Origin of the sequence: Sinomicrobium oceani, assembly GCF_900119185.1 — a bacterium.
In the GTDB taxonomy this organism is placed as follows: Bacteria; Bacteroidota; Bacteroidia; order Flavobacteriales; family Flavobacteriaceae; genus Sinomicrobium; species Sinomicrobium oceani.
On record NZ_FPJE01000034.1, the window covers coordinates 1 to 16,624 of the forward strand.

At 43.9% G+C, this 16,624-nt stretch carries 17 protein-coding genes; 7 read left to right on the plus strand and 10 right to left on the minus strand.

The genetic code is table 11. The features are described 5' to 3' along the window. Positions 1-1,195: proline--tRNA ligase (proS, locus tag BT112_RS19675; protein ID WP_072319179.1), on the minus strand; the 1,195-nt coding region annotated here is incomplete at its 3' end. 97 nt (positions 1,196-1,292) lie between these two features. On the opposite strand from proS, the gene BT112_RS19680 reads away from it, so the two are divergent. From BT112_RS19680 to yidD, 5 genes are all read left to right on the plus strand, one after another. After that, complete coding sequence (locus tag BT112_RS19680) at positions 1,293-2,423, plus strand: hypothetical protein (protein WP_139276316.1); 1,131 nt, start codon at positions 1,293-1,295, stop codon at positions 2,421-2,423. Between the two features lie 126 nt (positions 2,424-2,549). Beyond that, positions 2,550-4,064, plus strand: a complete 1,515-nt coding sequence (locus BT112_RS19685; RefSeq protein WP_072319221.1) for an OmpP1/FadL family transporter — start codon at positions 2,550-2,552, stop codon at positions 4,062-4,064. A gap of 299 nt (positions 4,065-4,363) precedes the next feature. Then, a complete protein-coding gene (gene folE, locus BT112_RS19690) occupies positions 4,364-5,044 on the plus strand; it encodes a GTP cyclohydrolase I FolE (RefSeq protein WP_072319181.1) in 681 nt (226 codons plus the stop codon). A 28-nt stretch (positions 5,045-5,072) separates the two neighbouring features. Continuing rightward, complete coding sequence (gene cysS / locus BT112_RS19695; RefSeq protein WP_072319182.1) at positions 5,073-6,560, plus strand: cysteine--tRNA ligase; 1,488 nt, start codon at positions 5,073-5,075, stop codon at positions 6,558-6,560. A 30-nt stretch (positions 6,561-6,590) separates the two neighbouring features. Continuing rightward, a complete protein-coding gene (gene yidD / locus BT112_RS19700; RefSeq protein WP_072319183.1) occupies positions 6,591-6,833 on the plus strand; it encodes a membrane protein insertion efficiency factor YidD in 243 nt (80 codons plus the stop codon). A 328-nt stretch (positions 6,834-7,161) separates the two neighbouring features. On the opposite strand, the gene BT112_RS19705 is transcribed toward yidD, so the two are convergent. Both BT112_RS19705 and BT112_RS19710 read right to left on the minus strand, forming a co-directional pair. Next, positions 7,162-7,614, minus strand: a complete 453-nt coding sequence (locus tag BT112_RS19705; protein ID WP_072319184.1) for a carboxymuconolactone decarboxylase family protein — start codon at positions 7,612-7,614, stop codon at positions 7,162-7,164. 63 nt (positions 7,615-7,677) lie between these two features. Next, a complete protein-coding gene (locus tag BT112_RS19710; protein WP_072319185.1) occupies positions 7,678-8,532 on the minus strand; it encodes a sigma-70 family RNA polymerase sigma factor in 855 nt (284 codons plus the stop codon). A gap of 259 nt (positions 8,533-8,791) precedes the next feature. Here BT112_RS19710 and lgt point away from each other — a divergent pair, with 259 nt between their 5' ends. Together lgt and BT112_RS19720 are read left to right on the plus strand one after the other, a co-directional pair. Beyond that, positions 8,792-9,619 carry a prolipoprotein diacylglyceryl transferase gene (lgt, locus tag BT112_RS19715; protein ID WP_072319186.1) on the plus strand — a complete coding sequence of 276 codons (828 nt, stop codon included), beginning with the start codon at positions 8,792-8,794 and terminating at the stop codon, positions 9,617-9,619. A 13-nt stretch (positions 9,620-9,632) separates the two neighbouring features. Continuing rightward, positions 9,633-10,121 carry a DUF192 domain-containing protein gene (locus BT112_RS19720; RefSeq protein WP_072319187.1) on the plus strand — a complete coding sequence of 163 codons (489 nt, stop codon included), beginning with the start codon at positions 9,633-9,635 and terminating at the stop codon, positions 10,119-10,121. Positions 10,122-10,130: 9 nt separating this feature from the next. Here BT112_RS19720 and BT112_RS19725 read toward each other — a convergent pair whose 3' ends face one another. The 7 genes from BT112_RS19725 to BT112_RS19755 form a co-directional block, all read right to left on the minus strand. After that, positions 10,131-11,561 carry a DUF5723 family protein gene (locus BT112_RS19725; RefSeq protein ID WP_072319188.1) on the minus strand — a complete coding sequence of 477 codons (1,431 nt, stop codon included), beginning with the start codon at positions 11,559-11,561 and terminating at the stop codon, positions 10,131-10,133. After that, complete coding sequence (locus BT112_RS19730) at positions 11,561-12,106, minus strand: hypothetical protein (RefSeq protein ID WP_072319189.1); 546 nt, start codon at positions 12,104-12,106, stop codon at positions 11,561-11,563. Before BT112_RS19730 ends, BT112_RS19725 begins: the two co-directional genes overlap by 1 nt. Beyond that, the gene (locus BT112_RS19735) at positions 12,106-12,816 is read right to left on the minus strand and encodes a YjjG family noncanonical pyrimidine nucleotidase (protein WP_072319190.1); all 711 of its coding nucleotides are present in this window, start codon (positions 12,814-12,816) and stop codon (positions 12,106-12,108) included. Before BT112_RS19735 ends, BT112_RS19730 begins: the two co-directional genes overlap by 1 nt. A gap of 47 nt (positions 12,817-12,863) precedes the next feature. After that, positions 12,864-14,162 (minus strand): polysaccharide deacetylase family protein, encoded by a 1,299-nt coding sequence (locus tag BT112_RS19740; protein ID WP_072319191.1) that lies wholly within the window; start codon positions 14,160-14,162, stop codon positions 12,864-12,866. Positions 14,163-14,256: 94 nt separating this feature from the next. After that, entirely contained in the window at positions 14,257-14,952 is a 696-nt protein-coding gene (gene radC / locus BT112_RS19745) for a RadC family protein (protein WP_072319192.1), read from the minus strand. A gap of 73 nt (positions 14,953-15,025) precedes the next feature. Further along, positions 15,026-15,889, minus strand: coding sequence for a Mur ligase domain-containing protein (locus BT112_RS19750; RefSeq protein ID WP_072319193.1), 864 nt, complete (start codon positions 15,887-15,889; stop codon positions 15,026-15,028). Between the two features lie 116 nt (positions 15,890-16,005). Continuing rightward, positions 16,006-16,620, minus strand: a complete 615-nt coding sequence (locus tag BT112_RS19755; protein ID WP_072319194.1) for a trimeric intracellular cation channel family protein — start codon at positions 16,618-16,620, stop codon at positions 16,006-16,008. Positions 16,621-16,624: the final 4 nt, after the last annotated feature.

The window sequence follows — 16,624 nt, forward strand, 5'->3', positions numbered from 1 at the left end:
GCAGTTCCTCTATATGTGCTACGACATGCTCTGCCCTGACCACTTCTTTCTCCAGAGTATCCCGGCGCGCCACCTCAAAGGTTCCGTTTTCCATATCGCGCTGGCCTATAGCGAGGCGTACGGGAACTCCTTTGAGCTCGTATTCGTTGAATTTCCATCCTGGCTTATGCGTATCCCTGTTGTCGTATTTTACGGAAACACCTTTCTTCCTCAACTCCCGGATAAGCGGTTCTACCTTTTCCGAAATGGCACTAAGCTGTTCTTCTCCTTTGTAGATAGGGACTATAACTACTTGTATAGGCGACAGTTTCGGAGGTAATACCAGGCCATTATCATCACTATGCGTCATAATCAGTGCGCCCATCAAACGGGTAGACACTCCCCACGACGTAGCCCATACATAATCCTGTTTTCCTTCCTTATTGGCAAATTTTACATCAAAGGCCTTTGCAAAATTCTGCCCCAGAAAATGGGATGTTCCGGCCTGTAAGGCCTTACCGTCCTGCATAAGGGCTTCGATACAATAGGTCTCCACAGCCCCGGCAAAACGCTCGCTTTCCGATTTCACCCCTTTAATAACCGGTACGGCCATAAAATTCTCGGCGAAATCCGCGTAGACATGCATCATTTGTTCGGCTTCCGCTATAGCTTCCTCTTTGGTCGCGTGGGCCGTATGCCCTTCCTGCCATAAAAACTCTGCAGTACGTAAAAATAATCGGGTTCTCATTTCCCAGCGTACCACATTGGCCCACTGATTAATAAGTAGCGGAAGATCCCGGTACGATTGTACCCACTTCCGGTAGGTATCCCATATTATAGTTTCTGAAGTAGGACGAACAATAAGTTCTTCCTCCAGCTTGGCGTCCGGATCTACAATAACACCGCTGCCATCTTCTGCATTTTTGAGACGGTAGTGTGTAACTACTGCACACTCCTTGGCAAAACCTTCCACATGGTCGGCTTCCTTACTCAAATAAGATTTCGGGATGAACAGTGGAAAATAGGCATTCTCATGTCCTGTTTCCTTAAACATGCGGTCCAGTTCGGCCTGCATTTTTTCCCAGATCGCATAACCATAAGGCTTAATCACCATACATCCCCGGACACCCGAGTTTTCAGCAAGGTCTGCTTTAATAACCAGTTCGTTATACCATTTCGAATAATCTTCGCTTCGTTTCGTTAAGTTCTTACCCATTATCAGTAGTTTGGCACAAATATTGCGCTTCTGTTAAAGTAGAGAATAGTTTGGCAAAACTAACTATTTTTGTTATGTTCAACAATAAAATTTTGCAATGATGAATACTTTAAAAAATATTAAAAAGTTCCGTTTTCTACTGGCTGGTACAGTATCCGGAATTTTTCTCGTATCCTGCGGGTCCTATCAGCAGGCCTCGTATTATGACTCGGACGGTATTTACGGAAATACCACAGACTACGGTTACGCCGAAGCTCCGCAACAGCGTACCAGGACTACACCATCGTCATCGTCTTCCAACACATACCAGTCTTATTTTGCAAGACAGTCAGAACAATTGGAACAAATGACGAGTAACGACTACATCTTTACGGATATCGATTCTTATTCCAGCAACCAGGTAAACGACTCTACGGATGTCGTTGCGGATAATTATGCTTATGATTATCAGAACGGTTATGCCGGATGGGGCGACAACCCGCAATCCACCTCGGTAAACATATACAACAATTCCTGGGGCATGGGTGGCTGGTATGGCGCCGGATGGGGTGGCTGGTATGGTCCAGGAATGGGCTGGGGAGGTTTTTACGGCCCCGGAATGGGCTGGTACGACCCTTACTGGAATATGGGTATGGGTTGGGGCTGGAACAACTGGTATTATGGCGCCGGCTGGGGACTTGGATGGAGCTACTGGGGCGGATACCCCGGGTACTACTACAACCGTCCGTATTATTATAACAACCCCAGAAGGAGCTATGCCTATACCAACTCCAGAAGATATTACAACAGGAATAACATTACTCGTTCTACAGACAGAAGAAATGCTTCCGCTTACAGGAACTCTTCGACGTCCAGAAGGTCTTACCGCAACAGTTCCAATGTCGGAACCGACAGAAGTAGCACCAGCAGAAGAACGTACAGAAACAGTGCCAATGTAGGAACCGACAGGAATAGCACAAGCAGAAGAACATACAGGAACAGTTCTGATGTAAATGCAAACCGAAACAGTACGAGCAGAAGAACATACAACAGTAATTCTTCATACAACAGCCGTAACAGTTCTACCCCGTCCAGGGCTACGCGTTCATCTTCCACAACACGAAGATCCTACAGTACGCCCACCAGGTCGAGCAGCGGTTCTTCCATGCGTTCCTCTTCTCCTTCCAGATCCTCCGGTGGAGGAGCCACACGTTCTTCGTCGAGAGGTGGCGGACGCGGCAGAGGCTAAAATATAATGTTGAACAAACAAGCGTATTGATCATTGCAACAATGGTAAAAAATAATCGTGATATCAGCTATCATGATTATTTTTTACCTTAATATCACATCTTCCTTTTTTATAAATCTTATACTTATGAAAAAAATCCTGGTTATACTTATAATTTTCGGTGCTGCTGCGCAATCTCAGGCGCAGACTATCAACGACGTACTGCGGTACGGATCGGAAAATTTACAGGGAACGGCAAGATATCAGTCGATGAGCGGTGCATTCGGTGCTTTGGGCGGAGACCTTTCTGCACTGAATACCAATCCGGCCGGATCGGCTGTCTTTACCAATGGAAGCCTTACGATTTCCGGAACCAGTTACAACACTAAAAACAAGACCAATTATTTCGGAACACAGACATCTACGGATATTTCCGATTTTGATCTCAACCAGCTCGGTGGAGTACTGGTTTTCCACAACACCAATAGAAATGCGGGGTGGCAAAAGTTCTCGCTTGCTTTTAATTTTGAAAGGGCAAATAATTTCGAAAACGAATTTTTAGCTGCAGGCCGGGGTAACACCTCGATAGACCAGTATTTTCTCAATTTTGCCCAGGGCGTCCCCCTTGGAGATCTCGCCATATTCTCCGACGAAAATATAGAAGACGCATATCTAAACATCGGTTCTTCATATGGTTTCGGAACACAACAGGCTTTTCTCGGATATTACGGAGGAGTTATCGATCCGCTATCCAGCGGCGACAACAATAGCGATTACGTATCGAATGTGAATATGGGAAGTAACGGCACCGTAAACCACAGGTTTCTTCAAAGCACCTCAGGATACAATAATAAGTTTACAGTCAATTTTGCAGGACAATACCTCGAAGATTTTTATGTAGGAGCATCCCTGAATTTCCACGATGTGCAATACGAAAAATATACACAGCTCGATGAGGATGGTTATGGTTCCGGGAACAATCTTGACTATGTGAATTTTGACAACCTTCTCCGTACGGACGGTAACGGATTTTCGTTCTCCCTGGGTGGTATTGCACGTGTAGGTGAAATGGTACGGGTAGGTCTCACCTACCAGTCCCCAACCTGGTACCGCCTTACGGACGAACTATCCCAGAGGATAGGATCAGGACTGGAAGACAACAGAGTAGGATATATAAACTTTAACCAGGTGAATGTCTTCCCCGATCACAAAATACAGATCCCTTCCAAATATACCGGTAGTATGGCCGTCGTCTTCGGAAAACAAGGACTTTTAAGTGTCGACTATAGCTATCAGGATATGAGTAATGCCAAACTGAAACCCGAATCCAATCCGGATTTTTCAGCAGAGAACGATTATATCAGTGATGTTTTGAAAGCTGTATCCACCGTTCGGGTAGGCGGCGAATACCGAATTCAGCGATTCAGTCTTCGCGCAGGTTATCGTTACGAACAAAGCCCATACGATAATGATATGATAGGAGACCTCAATGGATATTCTTTCGGTCTCGGGTATGATTTCGGATCGGCAAGACTCGACGCGGCCTTCAATCAGTTTATGCGTGACTATAAATCGCAACTGTACGAAACAGGATTAACTTCAACGGCAGATATAGACAGCCGTAACACCAACGTCACCCTTTCCCTTACATTCAACCTGTAAAAATATCAGCTTCTGTCCGTATGAAAGTTATACCATTTTACGGACAGAAGTAGATTAAAGTTATAAGAGCATTGTCATTATCTATACTTCAAAAAAACAATTGTCCTATATAAATACTTATCTTTGCCATTCCTTTTGCCCGAGATGCCAAAAGTGTTTTTCTGAAAGGTTATTTTCCTTCGGTATTGCCGGGAATGTCCTTTAGAAAATAGCTATATTTGCAACCTTGTAGCAAAAGACAAGCGAGATTAAAAAATGGAACTCTCGTTTGTTTTCAGGAAATTATAAATTCCGAAACGATGAAAATAGACAAAGCCTTGGAAGAACACTTTGAAGAGATTGGTGATGACCACGTTTCATCATCTGCAGACACCCCTTTGAGGGAGGATGCTTTTGAATTGTCTGACGATGAAAAAATAGAAAAAATTCAGCAGGATGTCTACAATATCATGGAAACTCTGGGTCTCGATCTTACCGATGACAGCCTCCGGGGAACTCCGAGAAGGGTAGCCAAAATGTTTGTAAAGGAGATCTTTGCCGGCCTGCATCCGGAACGCAAACCCAAAGCCTCCACATTCCAGAATAAATACAAGTATGGCGAAATGCTCGTAGAAAAGAACATTACGGTTTATTCTACCTGCGAACATCACCTGCTGCCTATCGTAGGACGTGCCCATGTAGCTTATATCTCCAAAGGAAATGTCATCGGACTTTCCAAAATGAACCGTATCGTAGATTATTTTGCCAAACGCCCTCAGGTTCAGGAACGAATGACCATGCAGATCGTTCAGGAGCTCCAACAGGCACTGGGAACCAAAGACGTTGCTTGTGTAATAGATGCCAAACACCTTTGTGTAAATTCCAGGGGAATACGGGATATCGAAAGCAGCACCGTTACTGCAGAGTTCGGAGGAAAATTCAAGGATCCCGCAGTACGAAGAGAATTCCTGGATTACATCAAGTTAGAAACCGAATTTTAATAACACCCCGATATTCAACTCACCGAGAATGCAACTGTACCAGAACCAGAAACTAAAGCTCTATAACTCGATTACAGGAAACAAGGAACTGTTTGAACCCATCAACGAAGGCTACGTAGGCATGTATGTTTGTGGCCCCACAGTGTACAACTACGTGCACCTGGGGAATTGCAGGACCTTTATTTCTTTCGATCTCGTGTTCCGGTACCTGAAGCACCTCGGTTATAAAGTAAGATACGTCCGCAATATTACCGATGCGGGACATCTCGAAAACGATGCAGACGCAGGAGAAGATCGTATCGCCAAAAAAGCAAGACTGGAACAGATAGAACCCATGGAAGTAGTACAGCGGTATACGGTTGACTTCCATAACACCCTGGCACGTTTTAATAATCTTCCACCAAGCATTGAGCCTACGGCAACAGGACATATCATCGAACAGATCGATATTATCAAAGATATCCTCGATAAAGGATTTGCCTATGAGATCAACGGTTCGGTATATTTTGATGTCATTAAGTTCAACACGACCACAAAATACGGAAAGCTGAGCGGTCGTAATATAGAAGACCTCATTCACAATACCCGGGAGCTCGACGGACAAACCGATAAAAAAAATCCACAGGATTTTGCCTTATGGAAAAAAGCCGAACCCCAGCACATTATGAGGTGGCCTTCGCCCTGGAGTGACGGTTTTCCAGGATGGCACCTGGAATGCACGGCGATGAGCACCAAATACCTCGGGGAAAAATTTGATATTCACGGCGGTGGAATGGATCTGAAATTCCCGCATCACGAATGCGAGATCGCTCAGGCCGAAGCCTGCAACGGGCATACACCCGTAAACTATTGGATGCATGCCAACATGCTTACCCTCAACGGTAAGAAAATGGCAAAATCCACGGGAAACAATATTCTTCCCAACGAAATATTCACCGGAGACAACGATATCCTCAGCAAGCCGTTTTCTCCGGCTGTAGTACGGTTTTTTATCCTTCAGGCCCACTACCGCAGCGTGCTGGATTTCAGTAATGACGCGTTACTTGCCTCGGAAAAGGGATTCAACAGGCTTATGGAAGCTATTCACCTGCTGGATGAACTTCGCGTCTCCCCACAAACATCAGGAACCGATACAGCATCCTGGAGACAAAAATGCTATGATGCGATGAATGATGATTTCAACAGTCCCGTTCTCATCGCTCATCTGTTTGATATGGTAAAATATATCAATCAGGTCAAAGAAGGTAAAGCATCGATCTCCGAAGCCGACCTCACCCTGGTCAAAGATACTATCCACGCTTTTGTTTTTGATGTGCTCGGACTGGTAGATGTATCAGCTTCACAGGAAGACAGTACCGATAAACTGTCCGGTGTGGTAGAATTGCTTATCCGTTTGCGTGCAGAAGCCAGGGCCAATAAAGATTTTGCTACATCCGACAAAATCAGGGACGAATTGGCTGAGATGGGCATTCAGCTTAAGGATGGAAAAGAAGGCACTACCTTTTCTGTTTCCTGATATCCGGATCATTTTTGAAACCGCTATGCGATGAAACTCTTACTGAAAATACTCACGTACCCGTTTATATTTTTGGTAAAAATATACCAGCATCTCATATCTCCTCTAACCCCGGCAACTTGCAGATACACGCCCACCTGTTCTCATTATACGGTAGAAGCCCTGCAAAAACACGGACTTTTCAGAGGAGGAAAACTTGCCGTGAAAAGAATTTTCAGTTGCCATCCCTGGGGAGGTTCCGGTTATGATCCGGTTCCTGAAAAGGAAAAATAGTGATAGACCCTGTAAATAACAAAAAAGCCTTCTTCCTTTACCATTAAACCACTATAGACCTAAGGATCATAAGTTTATACAAATCATGAAATTACTGTCCCGGTCACTCATCATTAAGCTATTCAGGCAACAACCTAATACCCCAATAGCGTATTAACTCAATCCAATCGTATCATAACTTTTTTAGAAACCAAAGCGAAATACAGTAAAGTACATAGGTTTGACTCCGGATGAGACCCCTAAAAAAACAATCTGGCACATATACTACCGAAAAACTTCTTACAGTCTTCCGGCAGCATATATATATTAACTCGATGCCCCGGTATCCTTAAACTTTAACCTTATATTCCCCGGGCCTGGATCTCATGACCTGCTGAAGACGATTCCAAGAATTGATCTGAGCTATAGCCAATGTGAGCAATGCTATCTCCTGCACATTAAAAAATTGCTTCAACTTTTCAAAAAGAGTTTCTTCGATATGATGACGAGGCAGGTCGGTAAGAGCTTCAGCCAGCTCCAGCGCCACCTGCTCTTTTTCGGAGTAATACGGACATTCTCTCCAGGCCGAAACCGAATACAGTCGAAGAGGCTCTTCTCCCATATTTAACGCCTCTTTGTAATGCATATCAAGACAGTATGCACAGTGGTTCAGCTGAGATATCCTATACTTCAGCAACTCTACCAGATGGAGGTCTATACCACTTTGATGAAGATAGTTTTCCACCCCGGCCATAACCTCATACATACCTTTGGGAAGGTCCCCGTAACGTATTCTTTCCATAATAGCTTATCTTTTTAAGTTATATGCATCTAAGACAAACCAACTATAAAAAACGTGACACCTTTAACGGTTTTTGTGAAGATTTTTTAGCTTATCTGGGTTACGGACAAAATAAACATTTCTAATCTTTCCCTCCCGAATATCAACAGGCATACAACTGATCAATTCCTCACCGATATAACAAAAAACGGCAGGATAATGATTCACCCTTTCAATCTCAAAATGCATACCGGGAGTATTCATGTAGAATTTCCTGAAAATTCCCATAAGCAACCGGGATACATCTGTTTTTCCTTTCACCATATTTACTGCCGCCGAAACCTTCCCACCTCCGTCGGAAGTAGCATGAACATCATCGTGCAAAAGGGATTCCAGGCTACTCATCTCACCAGCCTTTATGACGTTCAACAGCGTAAAGAGACCTTCCTCATGCCCTCTCCCATCCTTCGAAGGATTCATTTCTCTCCCGAGTCTCCCCTTCCCCCTACTGAAGAGCTGCCTGGAATTATCTACCGTTATTTCCAGTGTCTCGGCAATTTCGGAATGTGTATAGTTATACCCCTCCTTAAGGATAAAAACAGCACGTTCCCTGGGGGTAAGTTTTTCAAGTAATATCATCAGGGCATAAGACAATATCTCGGTCCGTTCCAGAAAAATATCAGCACGATCCGTAGCTATCGGTTCCGGAAGCCAATGTCCGGGATATTCTTTTCTAAACTTATCCTGCCTTTTCCTTACGTTAATAGCATGGTTAATAACGGAACGTATCAGGTAAGCCTTCACATTGGCTACTCCGTCAACCGGATGCTCCAACTGCTTCAACCATACATCTTGAACCACATCTCTGGCATCTTCATAAGACCCCAGTATATTGTAGGCATAAGTCTCTAACAAAGGTCTTAAACTGTCTTTAATCATCTTAATCTAATTTTACGCATATCCGTTACGTTAAAAAAGTCTGCATGGTTTTAATCATACAAGACAATAATCACATCTCGAACGTGACCCCAATAGTGTTAAAATAATACTTTTAATTTAGTTTTTCGTTTGTACTCATTTCAATCCGGTTTGCCTATATTTACACCAATAAACGAAAAGCGCGGGATTTTACAGCCTGTTTCTAATCGACTTGCCTGTTACAACCGTCTTTGCAACCGTAACCTGATAATAGAAAAACATGCACTTTTTAAGTATAAACTGGAATCCGAGCGAAGGTCTGGACCTCGGTTTTTTTATGTTGAGATTCTACAGTCTGATGTTTGTCGTAGCTTTTGTTCTCGGCTGGTTCCTGATGAAAAAGATCTATCTGCGTGAAGGGCTCACTGTTAAGGAACTCGACTCTCTTTTTATATACACCGTACTGGCTACCCTGATCGGGGCACGACTGGGACATTTTCTCTTTTACGAGCCCGAGATGTTCATCAAAGATCCGTTACATATATTTCTTCCTGTAGAGTTCAGTCCCAAGTTCCGTATTGTCGGTTTCCGCGGACTCGCCAGTCATGGTGCTGCCATAGGGATTATCATAGCCATGTACTATTACAGCAAAAAGATCATACACAAACCCATACTCTGGATACTCGACCGCGTCGTCATCCCCGTTTCCATTGGCGGTGTATTTGTCCGCCTCGGTAATTTCATGAACTCTGAGATTATCGGTAAGCCTACAAACAGTGATTACGGTATCATATTCCGGAAACTCGGAGAAACATTTCCGCGACACCCTTCGCAATTATATGAAGCGGGAGGATACGTCATTGTCTTTCTGATCCTTTGGTACATCTACTGGAAAACAGACAAAAGGAATAATCTCGGGTATATATTCGGATTGTTTCTTGTACTCCTGTGGGCCGTACGGTTTATCGTTGAGTTCTTCAAGGAAAACCAGGTTGCTTTCGAAGACCAGCTTTCCCTGAATATGGGGCAATGGCTGAGTATCCCTTTTATCCTTATCGGATTTTACCTGATATACCGAAGTAAAAATAAAACTGTCAAAAGCGCATAACCGTAAAATCATCATGTTTAAAGCACCTGTATTTCTCGTTTTGTCCGCCCTGTTCCTGTTTTTATCCTGTAAGGATACCGGTTCGGGGAACAACGAGGTGAAAAAGGCAGAGATTTCCTTTACCAAAGAAGGGGAACTTCAATTATACAAACCGGACAATAGCCTGGTAAAAAAACTGGACATAGAGATTGCTGACGACGAGTATAAAATTCAGACAGGCCTGATGTACCGTACTGCCATGAAAGAAAACCGAGGTATGCTTTTTATTTTTGAGAACGAGGAGCCCCGTTATTTCTATATGAAGAACACCAATATCCCTCTTGACCTTATTTACTTCGATGCTTCCAAAAAAATTGTAAGTATCAGCGCAAATGCAGAGCCCCTGAATGAAGAATCGATCCCTTCCGGAAAACCTGCACAATACGTTCTTGAAATCAATGCCGGACTGGCCCGTAAATGGGGGCTGGAAACCGGCGATTACATGATTTTCGAGCGGAAGTAAGAGAAACGATCAGTAAGGGTCTCCGAAATGTGGAAAAACATAATTGAATCCGAGCTGTAAAGCCGCATAATGGGTTTTGGCCAGGTTGAATAGACCCGGAATATTATCTGCAATTACGTAAAAATGTATATTTTTTATATAAGCCGAAAGCCCTGCCCCAATATTCGTTTTTGAAAACTTATCCGCCGTATAGGTAATCTTGGCCGTTATTGACGGACTCAACTCCCTGCTGAAAAACCCCGTAATAGCCGGTAAAGGTCCATGAGGACGATTGACCATGAAAAACTGGGCCCCCATGGTATTGATATGATGTTCATAATCGGTAAGATAATAACGCTTCTTATTCCGACGGATACCAAAAGCATGTTGCACGGAAGCATTTAGTTTCCACGGACGTATTACGGTATACCCATCGTGTAGTCTCTTATAAGGTAACTGTGCTTCGATCTCCTCCCGGAGTTCTTCCCAGGAATCCCTCACCGCCCCCGAATCATCCAGTATAGAAGGCAGCACCAATTCAATCCCTTCCAGTTCATAAGCCCCTTTAAGGCTATAGGATTCTACATTTTCCTTATATTTTATGAACCCGAGATCCTGCAGGCTTCCTGTGACAGTCCATTGTTTGTGCGGATGATATGTAAACCCGAGATCGAGGCCCACTCCCATATTTCCTCCGAAGAAAGCACGGCTGCGGAGTTCCTTCCAGCCATTTTTTACCTGATTCCCATCATTTTCTATATCGCGCAGCGAAGTATATCCGGAAGTATGTATAACCACATCTGATACTACGCGATGCCTGTAAAAGTTTTCTACTCCGGTCTCGGTAACAAAATAACCGGAGTTACCGGTACTGCTAAAATTGATCATTCCCGAATACAGCTTGGCTCTTGCCCCTACAAACAAACGATCATTAATCTTTTTCCGGACTCCGAAATGCAGCACGGTAAGCATTTCGGCAGAACCGCTGAGATGTCCGAAATCAAAACGTTTCCCGAGATAATCCCTGTTGCCTTCGTAAGCCAGAACAGCCAGGTCCCTGGGCCAGTACATCAGGGCATCCGTCTCCTGGTACATCCCGAAGGAGTAATAATACTTCCCCTTCCAGTTATTTTTAAACCCGATATTAAATAGTTCCAGTTGCTGGTTTACCATCACCACATCCCGAGACGACAGGCGAAACACCAGGTCCCTGACCTTATCGCTAAAACTCACTTCATTATCTGCAAAGAGGTCATAAACAGAAAATCCGTTGCTCCCTGCCCCTGCACGAATACCGGACAACAACGGTATGCCCGCATACCAGCGATTATCAACCTCGGCAGCAGGGTTCAGCAGCAATGACTGGGGAATTCCGGTAAAATCATATAAGACAGGGTTATTTTGCCCATGCACAAAAACAGAAAGAAAAACCCAGCATATAAATACAATCCACTTCTTCATTACTCAATATGCAGATAAAAGGTTCCTTTCGATTTTAATTTCACATAAGCATTCTCATTACGGTTGGAGATATACGGAATATCCACGCTGAAGGCTACATGGGTCACGTATGTGAGTTGTTCGACATTTTCTTCTGTGTAAATGAGTTCTTCTGCCGAAACTTGTTCCGTTTGTCCGTCAGAGGGAGGTAAAGACATGGCGACTTCCTGCAATACCACAAAATTGTCATCCATCAACTGTATTTCGAGGGATAAAGGCTGTCCTACAGTACTCAGCGTTTCAAAATAAAGCACTGCTTTCTTTAGGTTATCTACCGTAAACGAATTGGAGAACAATTCGATACCGGTAGTATCGGATATCATCAATCCTAATGGAATACTGTCCATCACGACCGGAACGGGATATTCCAGATAAACCAGACTGTTCTCTACCACCGGCTCCATTTCAAAATCATTGACCTGGTCAAAATCGACATCGTTCAGGCAAGACACCAGGAAACCGCATACCCATAGCAGCAACACTCTATATATGCCTTGAAAACGCATTACAGGTAGGATTTGATTTCGAGAAGGCTGTGAATGGTAATAACACCATCTCCCTGCTTTTCATTCCGGGTATTGTAATGAATGGCATGCATTCCTGCTTTCAGGGCTCCGTGAATATCAGCTTCGAGATCATCGCCGATCATAACGGCATTTTCCGGAGCGGCCTGTGCCTTCTCCAGTGCATGCTGAAAAATGCCCGGGTGCGGTTTTTTCACCCCTGCAATCTCCGAATTCACCACATGGGTAAAGTAGGAATGAATACCGGAATTCAGGAGTTTTTTGTCCTGTACCTGATCAAAACCATTGGTTATAATGTGGAGCTTATACCCCTGTTTCAGGTAGGAGAGAATTTCTACGGTATGCTCAAAAAGATGATTGTGTTCTGTCAGGTATTCTATATAATCCTCGGACATCCGGTCGACGAACTCCTTGTCCAGCTCCCTTCCGAGCCTGCAAAAAGTCTGGTGCAGCCTTCCGAAACGCAACGCTTCCTGGTCAATACGTCCCTCCCTGTAATCTTCCCAGCATTTGCGATTTACCGGAATATATATTTCCAGAAAATCATCCAGGGAAATCCCCACACTGTTCTTCTCCAGTATTCTGCCGAAAGTAAGAGCGGAATTCTTTTCAAAATCCCATAAGGTATGATCCAGATCAAAGAAGACATCCGTTACACTATCAGTTCCTTTCCATTCCTTTTTTATGTACATTGAAAATTTTATTTACATCATTGCATACCGCAATGGTTCATATCTCACTAATTGTCCGCTGCATAAGCGATCCAGTCCATATAGACTTTTTTCAGATCCACACGGCTCTCTTCTGTCCACCGTTCATTGGAAAATACTGTAATAAAATTTCCCCCGACCTGTTTTACGCGATCGTACAGCACTTTCATTTTATCCAGGGCTTCGCGCTCGTTTTCCAATAGCATCAAAGCAGAATCCTGCACACAAAACGGGTTTACCTTCAAGGGTAATTGTATCTCATAACTAATATCATAAAAATAGAACGGCGTACATGTCCCGGCCCGGAATCCCACGTCATTCGAATATCCCATGGTGTAGTCTTCATTGAACCCGGCCTCTACGGCAGCTTTGTAAGTATCAGGGATATGAAGCCGGTTATATCGTGCCCGGGCCCTTTTTACCGGCCTGTTTATGATATTAATCAGACGTTCTCTTTCTTTCTTTAGCCGTACCGTATCATTCACGGCGTAATAGGACGTCATCAATGACACGATGTGATAATCCGCCACCGACTTGATCAGGGTACGAAAAGAAGCCTTATTATAAGGTATATTTTTGTCGAAAGCCGAATAATCCCCAAGCAAAAAAAAGAAGATAGCTTCGGTACCCAGGTGCTTATGTGCTGCTATCAATTCTTCAAAATGATCATAGGGATCTTTTTTAAGTCCGAGAAGAACCAGGTATCTCTCCGGGATCTTATACAGCTTCAGGGCTAAACCGTCTACAATAGTTCCTGCGAGTGTACGGATAATCCCTTTTTTGCGATAGGCATAAGCCGCTGCTATATCCATGACCGAAATATAACCGGTCTTTTTCTTCGTAAATTTTTCTTCGGGGAACCGTTTACCGAGTGCCACCGCCAGTTTCCGGACCCAATAATCGACTACCGGGATCTCGAGAAAACCGTGCTCCATGCCCATACTTTCCCTTGCGGGGTACCTGCCATGTTCGTCTTTTACATGCGGAAGATATTCTTCATACCGGCTCAGCAAATAGAAGGTGGCGGCAAAAATATCGAAGGGAATACTTCCTTTGTCACCTATTCCGAAAAAACAGGGAACATCATCCCACATCTGTACATTGATCTCCAGTGTGGTAATCCCCTGCTCGAAAAGAATATCATGACTACGCACGAAAAATTCGTTCTGCAAAGGATTTTTCGTATATGTAATCTTAGGCCCGGTATGAGCAATAAAATCTTCCACCTTAGCTGTAATCCCTACTTCAATCTGAAGCATATTTTTAAAGATATGCTTCATGACATAGGTTACTCTCGGTGTAATTTTATGTGTGTAAACTAACAGCATGATTACTTTTTACATAGTACGTTTTCCGGAAAAAGTACAAAAAAAAGGACCTTGTGGCATTGTATTTCCATACACACCGAAGTCCTGTATATCATCAGAGTATTCTTTGATCTGCAAAACTGAAATAGCTTTCCTCCGTAATGATCAGATGATCGAGCACATGAATATCAAGGCTTTCCGACGCTGTTTTCAGCTTTTTTGTCAATTGTTTATCGGCATCACTTGGCAACAGGGTCCCGGAAGGGTGGTTATGCACCAGTACGATAGCGGTTGCCCCGAGCTCTAATGCCCTTTTCATAACCAGGCGCACATCGACCAGGGTGCCGGTAATCCCACCTTTACTCAATTGAGTATATTGAAGTACTTTATGCGAATTGTTCAGGTATATTATCCAGAATTCTTCATGGGGAAGTTCGCCGATAACAGGCTGCATCAGCTCAAAAACCGATTTGCTGTTCGAGATTTTCACTCTTTCCAGAGCCTGCTCCAGCCTGCGCCTTCTTCCGAGCTCCAGTGCAGCGGCAATTGTTATTGCTTTGGCATCTCCTATACCTTTAAATTGGGTAAGTTGTGCCAGGGAAAATTTCCCCAATTCATTGAGATTGTTATTGGCGGCAGATAATATTCGCTTGGAAAGACCTACGGCACTCTCATCCCTGTTTCCACTTCCGAGCAGAATGGCAATAAGCTCGGCATCGGTAAGGACCTCTCTCCCTTTCCGGGATAGTTTCTCCCTGGGCCTGTCATCTTCTTTCCACTTTTTTATGGAAAAGGACTCCGTTTTCTCCATGCGATCGTATTTTGCATAAAGATATAGTTTTTGATGGGATTTTTAAAAATTTCCCACCCCCGATAATCCTTCATTAACCTTTATGTTCATACGCCGCAAGTGCCTCGTAAAAATCATCTTCATCTATCCCCATATGCTGACAGATCCACTGGGCGCCGATCAAATGCCTTACCACCTCTGTATCGGGCAGTGCTACCGGCATCGGCCCTTCGGATGTTTCCAGGACAAAATCATCCCCGTCTCTTTCGTATTCGGGTTGCCTGTAAGGATGCTTTCTTATGGGATTCTCCGAAGCTTCTACTATAGTTTTCAGCACTTCATCCTCTTCATTATATACGATAATTCCGCCTTTGACGATACTGTCGACAAATATCTTATAATCCGATTCGGCTTCTGAACCTCCTGAAATTCCGGTGAGCAATGCTATATTTGGCTTATACCAATGAAATTCCGGAGTGGCATCCTGTATCGAAGACGGCCGGTGACTTCCTGTGAGCAGTATAAAATCATTTTCTCCGGTGAGGGAAGCCATATCTCCCGAATCTCCGGATACCAGGTAGTCGGTCGGCCTGTTGTGATACTCCAGTATATGTAATATCACGGATACTATATAAGCACTGTCCGGAAGCCCTCCTGCTACTACCCTGGTTTTATAACGGGAAAATTCATATAAAAATTCGGGAATGGTGTATGTACTGATTCCCATATCTGTCGCAGCCTGTAGCAACAGGTTATCAGAAGATATTTCAGCTCCTGTAATTACAGCCTCGATATCTGCTGTAATTTGCCCGGCATACCATCCGTTCTCTTCCATCTCCAATCTGCGATCGGCAGCAACCTTTTCTCCACTACCGCTAATGACATGCCCGTCCTTTCTCAAAGCCCGGGCCAGGGTATACAATCTGTCTTCCCCGATTCCTATACAATGTATACGCATTCCAGTTTTTTTTTCTTGGTGTAAAGGTAAAAAAGGAGTGTCACAAAAGCATTAAAAAACATCAAAACTATAGCACTTTCCCAGCCGGATCAGGGTAGAATATACATGCCCTTCCCCTACTGTTCGTTTTTTCCGTAAATGCTCGGAAGTGCCAGCTTAAATTTCACGGCAAGTAACCGGATGGTAATCACAATGACCACAGAAATGATAAAAACAACATCGTCGGGCACAGGAAGTAACCGCATCAGGAAGTAAGATGTCGCCCCGGCTACACAGGCCGTAGCGTAAATTTCCCTGTGAAAAATCACCGGGATATCATTGCACAAAATGTCACGCACTACTCCACCGAAACAGGCCGTAATAGTACCAAGTGCTATACACATTACCGCACTGAGCTCTGCCACCATACCTTTTTCCACACCGACGAGTGTGTAAAGCCCGATACCGATAGTATCGAAAAGAAAAAGTGAAGTTCGCAGGTATTTGAGTTTTTCTTTGAAGATCAATGCAAAAATAACGGTAACAATAATAGTGTACATATATATATTGTCCTGTAACCAGGTTACAGGCTCTATCCCAATGAGGATATCCCGTATGGTCCCGCCTCCTACCGCAGTGACAAAAGCAATAATAAAAACCCCAAAAATATCAAGCCGCTTCTGTAATGCAGCCAGCACACCGGATATCGCAAAAGAAACCACCCCGAGAAGATCTATAATAAGGTAATACATGAAT

Excerpts from the sequence above, each read along its gene's own strand:
- BT112_RS19680 (WP_139276316.1), top strand. The coding sequence starts at position 1,293 with ATGATGAATACTTTAAAAAATATTAAAAAGTTCCGTTTTCTACTGGCT.
- BT112_RS19685 (WP_072319221.1), top strand. The coding sequence starts at position 2,550 with ATGAAAAAAATCCTGGTTATACTTATAATTTTCGGTGCTGCTGCGCAA.
- folE (WP_072319181.1), top strand. The coding sequence starts at position 4,364 with ATGAAAATAGACAAAGCCTTGGAAGAACACTTTGAAGAGATTGGTGAT.
- cysS (WP_072319182.1), top strand. The coding sequence starts at position 5,073 with ATGCAACTGTACCAGAACCAGAAACTAAAGCTCTATAACTCGATTACA.
- yidD (WP_072319183.1), top strand. The coding sequence starts at position 6,591 with ATGAAACTCTTACTGAAAATACTCACGTACCCGTTTATATTTTTGGTA.
- BT112_RS19705 (WP_072319184.1), bottom strand. The coding sequence starts at position 7,614 with ATGGAAAGAATACGTTACGGGGACCTTCCCAAAGGTATGTATGAGGTT.
- BT112_RS19710 (WP_072319185.1), bottom strand. The coding sequence starts at position 8,532 with ATGATTAAAGACAGTTTAAGACCTTTGTTAGAGACTTATGCCTACAAT.
- lgt (WP_072319186.1), top strand. The coding sequence starts at position 8,792 with ATGCACTTTTTAAGTATAAACTGGAATCCGAGCGAAGGTCTGGACCTC.
- BT112_RS19720 (WP_072319187.1), top strand. The coding sequence starts at position 9,633 with ATGTTTAAAGCACCTGTATTTCTCGTTTTGTCCGCCCTGTTCCTGTTT.
- BT112_RS19725 (WP_072319188.1), bottom strand. The coding sequence starts at position 11,561 with ATGAAGAAGTGGATTGTATTTATATGCTGGGTTTTTCTTTCTGTTTTT.
- BT112_RS19730 (WP_072319189.1), bottom strand. The coding sequence starts at position 12,106 with ATGCGTTTTCAAGGCATATATAGAGTGTTGCTGCTATGGGTATGCGGT.
- BT112_RS19735 (WP_072319190.1), bottom strand. The coding sequence starts at position 12,816 with ATGTACATAAAAAAGGAATGGAAAGGAACTGATAGTGTAACGGATGTC.
- BT112_RS19740 (WP_072319191.1), bottom strand. The coding sequence starts at position 14,162 with ATGCTGTTAGTTTACACACATAAAATTACACCGAGAGTAACCTATGTC.
- radC (WP_072319192.1), bottom strand. The coding sequence starts at position 14,952 with ATGGAGAAAACGGAGTCCTTTTCCATAAAAAAGTGGAAAGAAGATGAC.
- BT112_RS19750 (WP_072319193.1), bottom strand. The coding sequence starts at position 15,889 with ATGCGTATACATTGTATAGGAATCGGGGAAGACAGATTGTATACCCTG.
- BT112_RS19755 (WP_072319194.1), bottom strand. The coding sequence starts at position 16,620 with ATGTATTACCTTATTATAGATCTTCTCGGGGTGGTTTCTTTTGCGATA.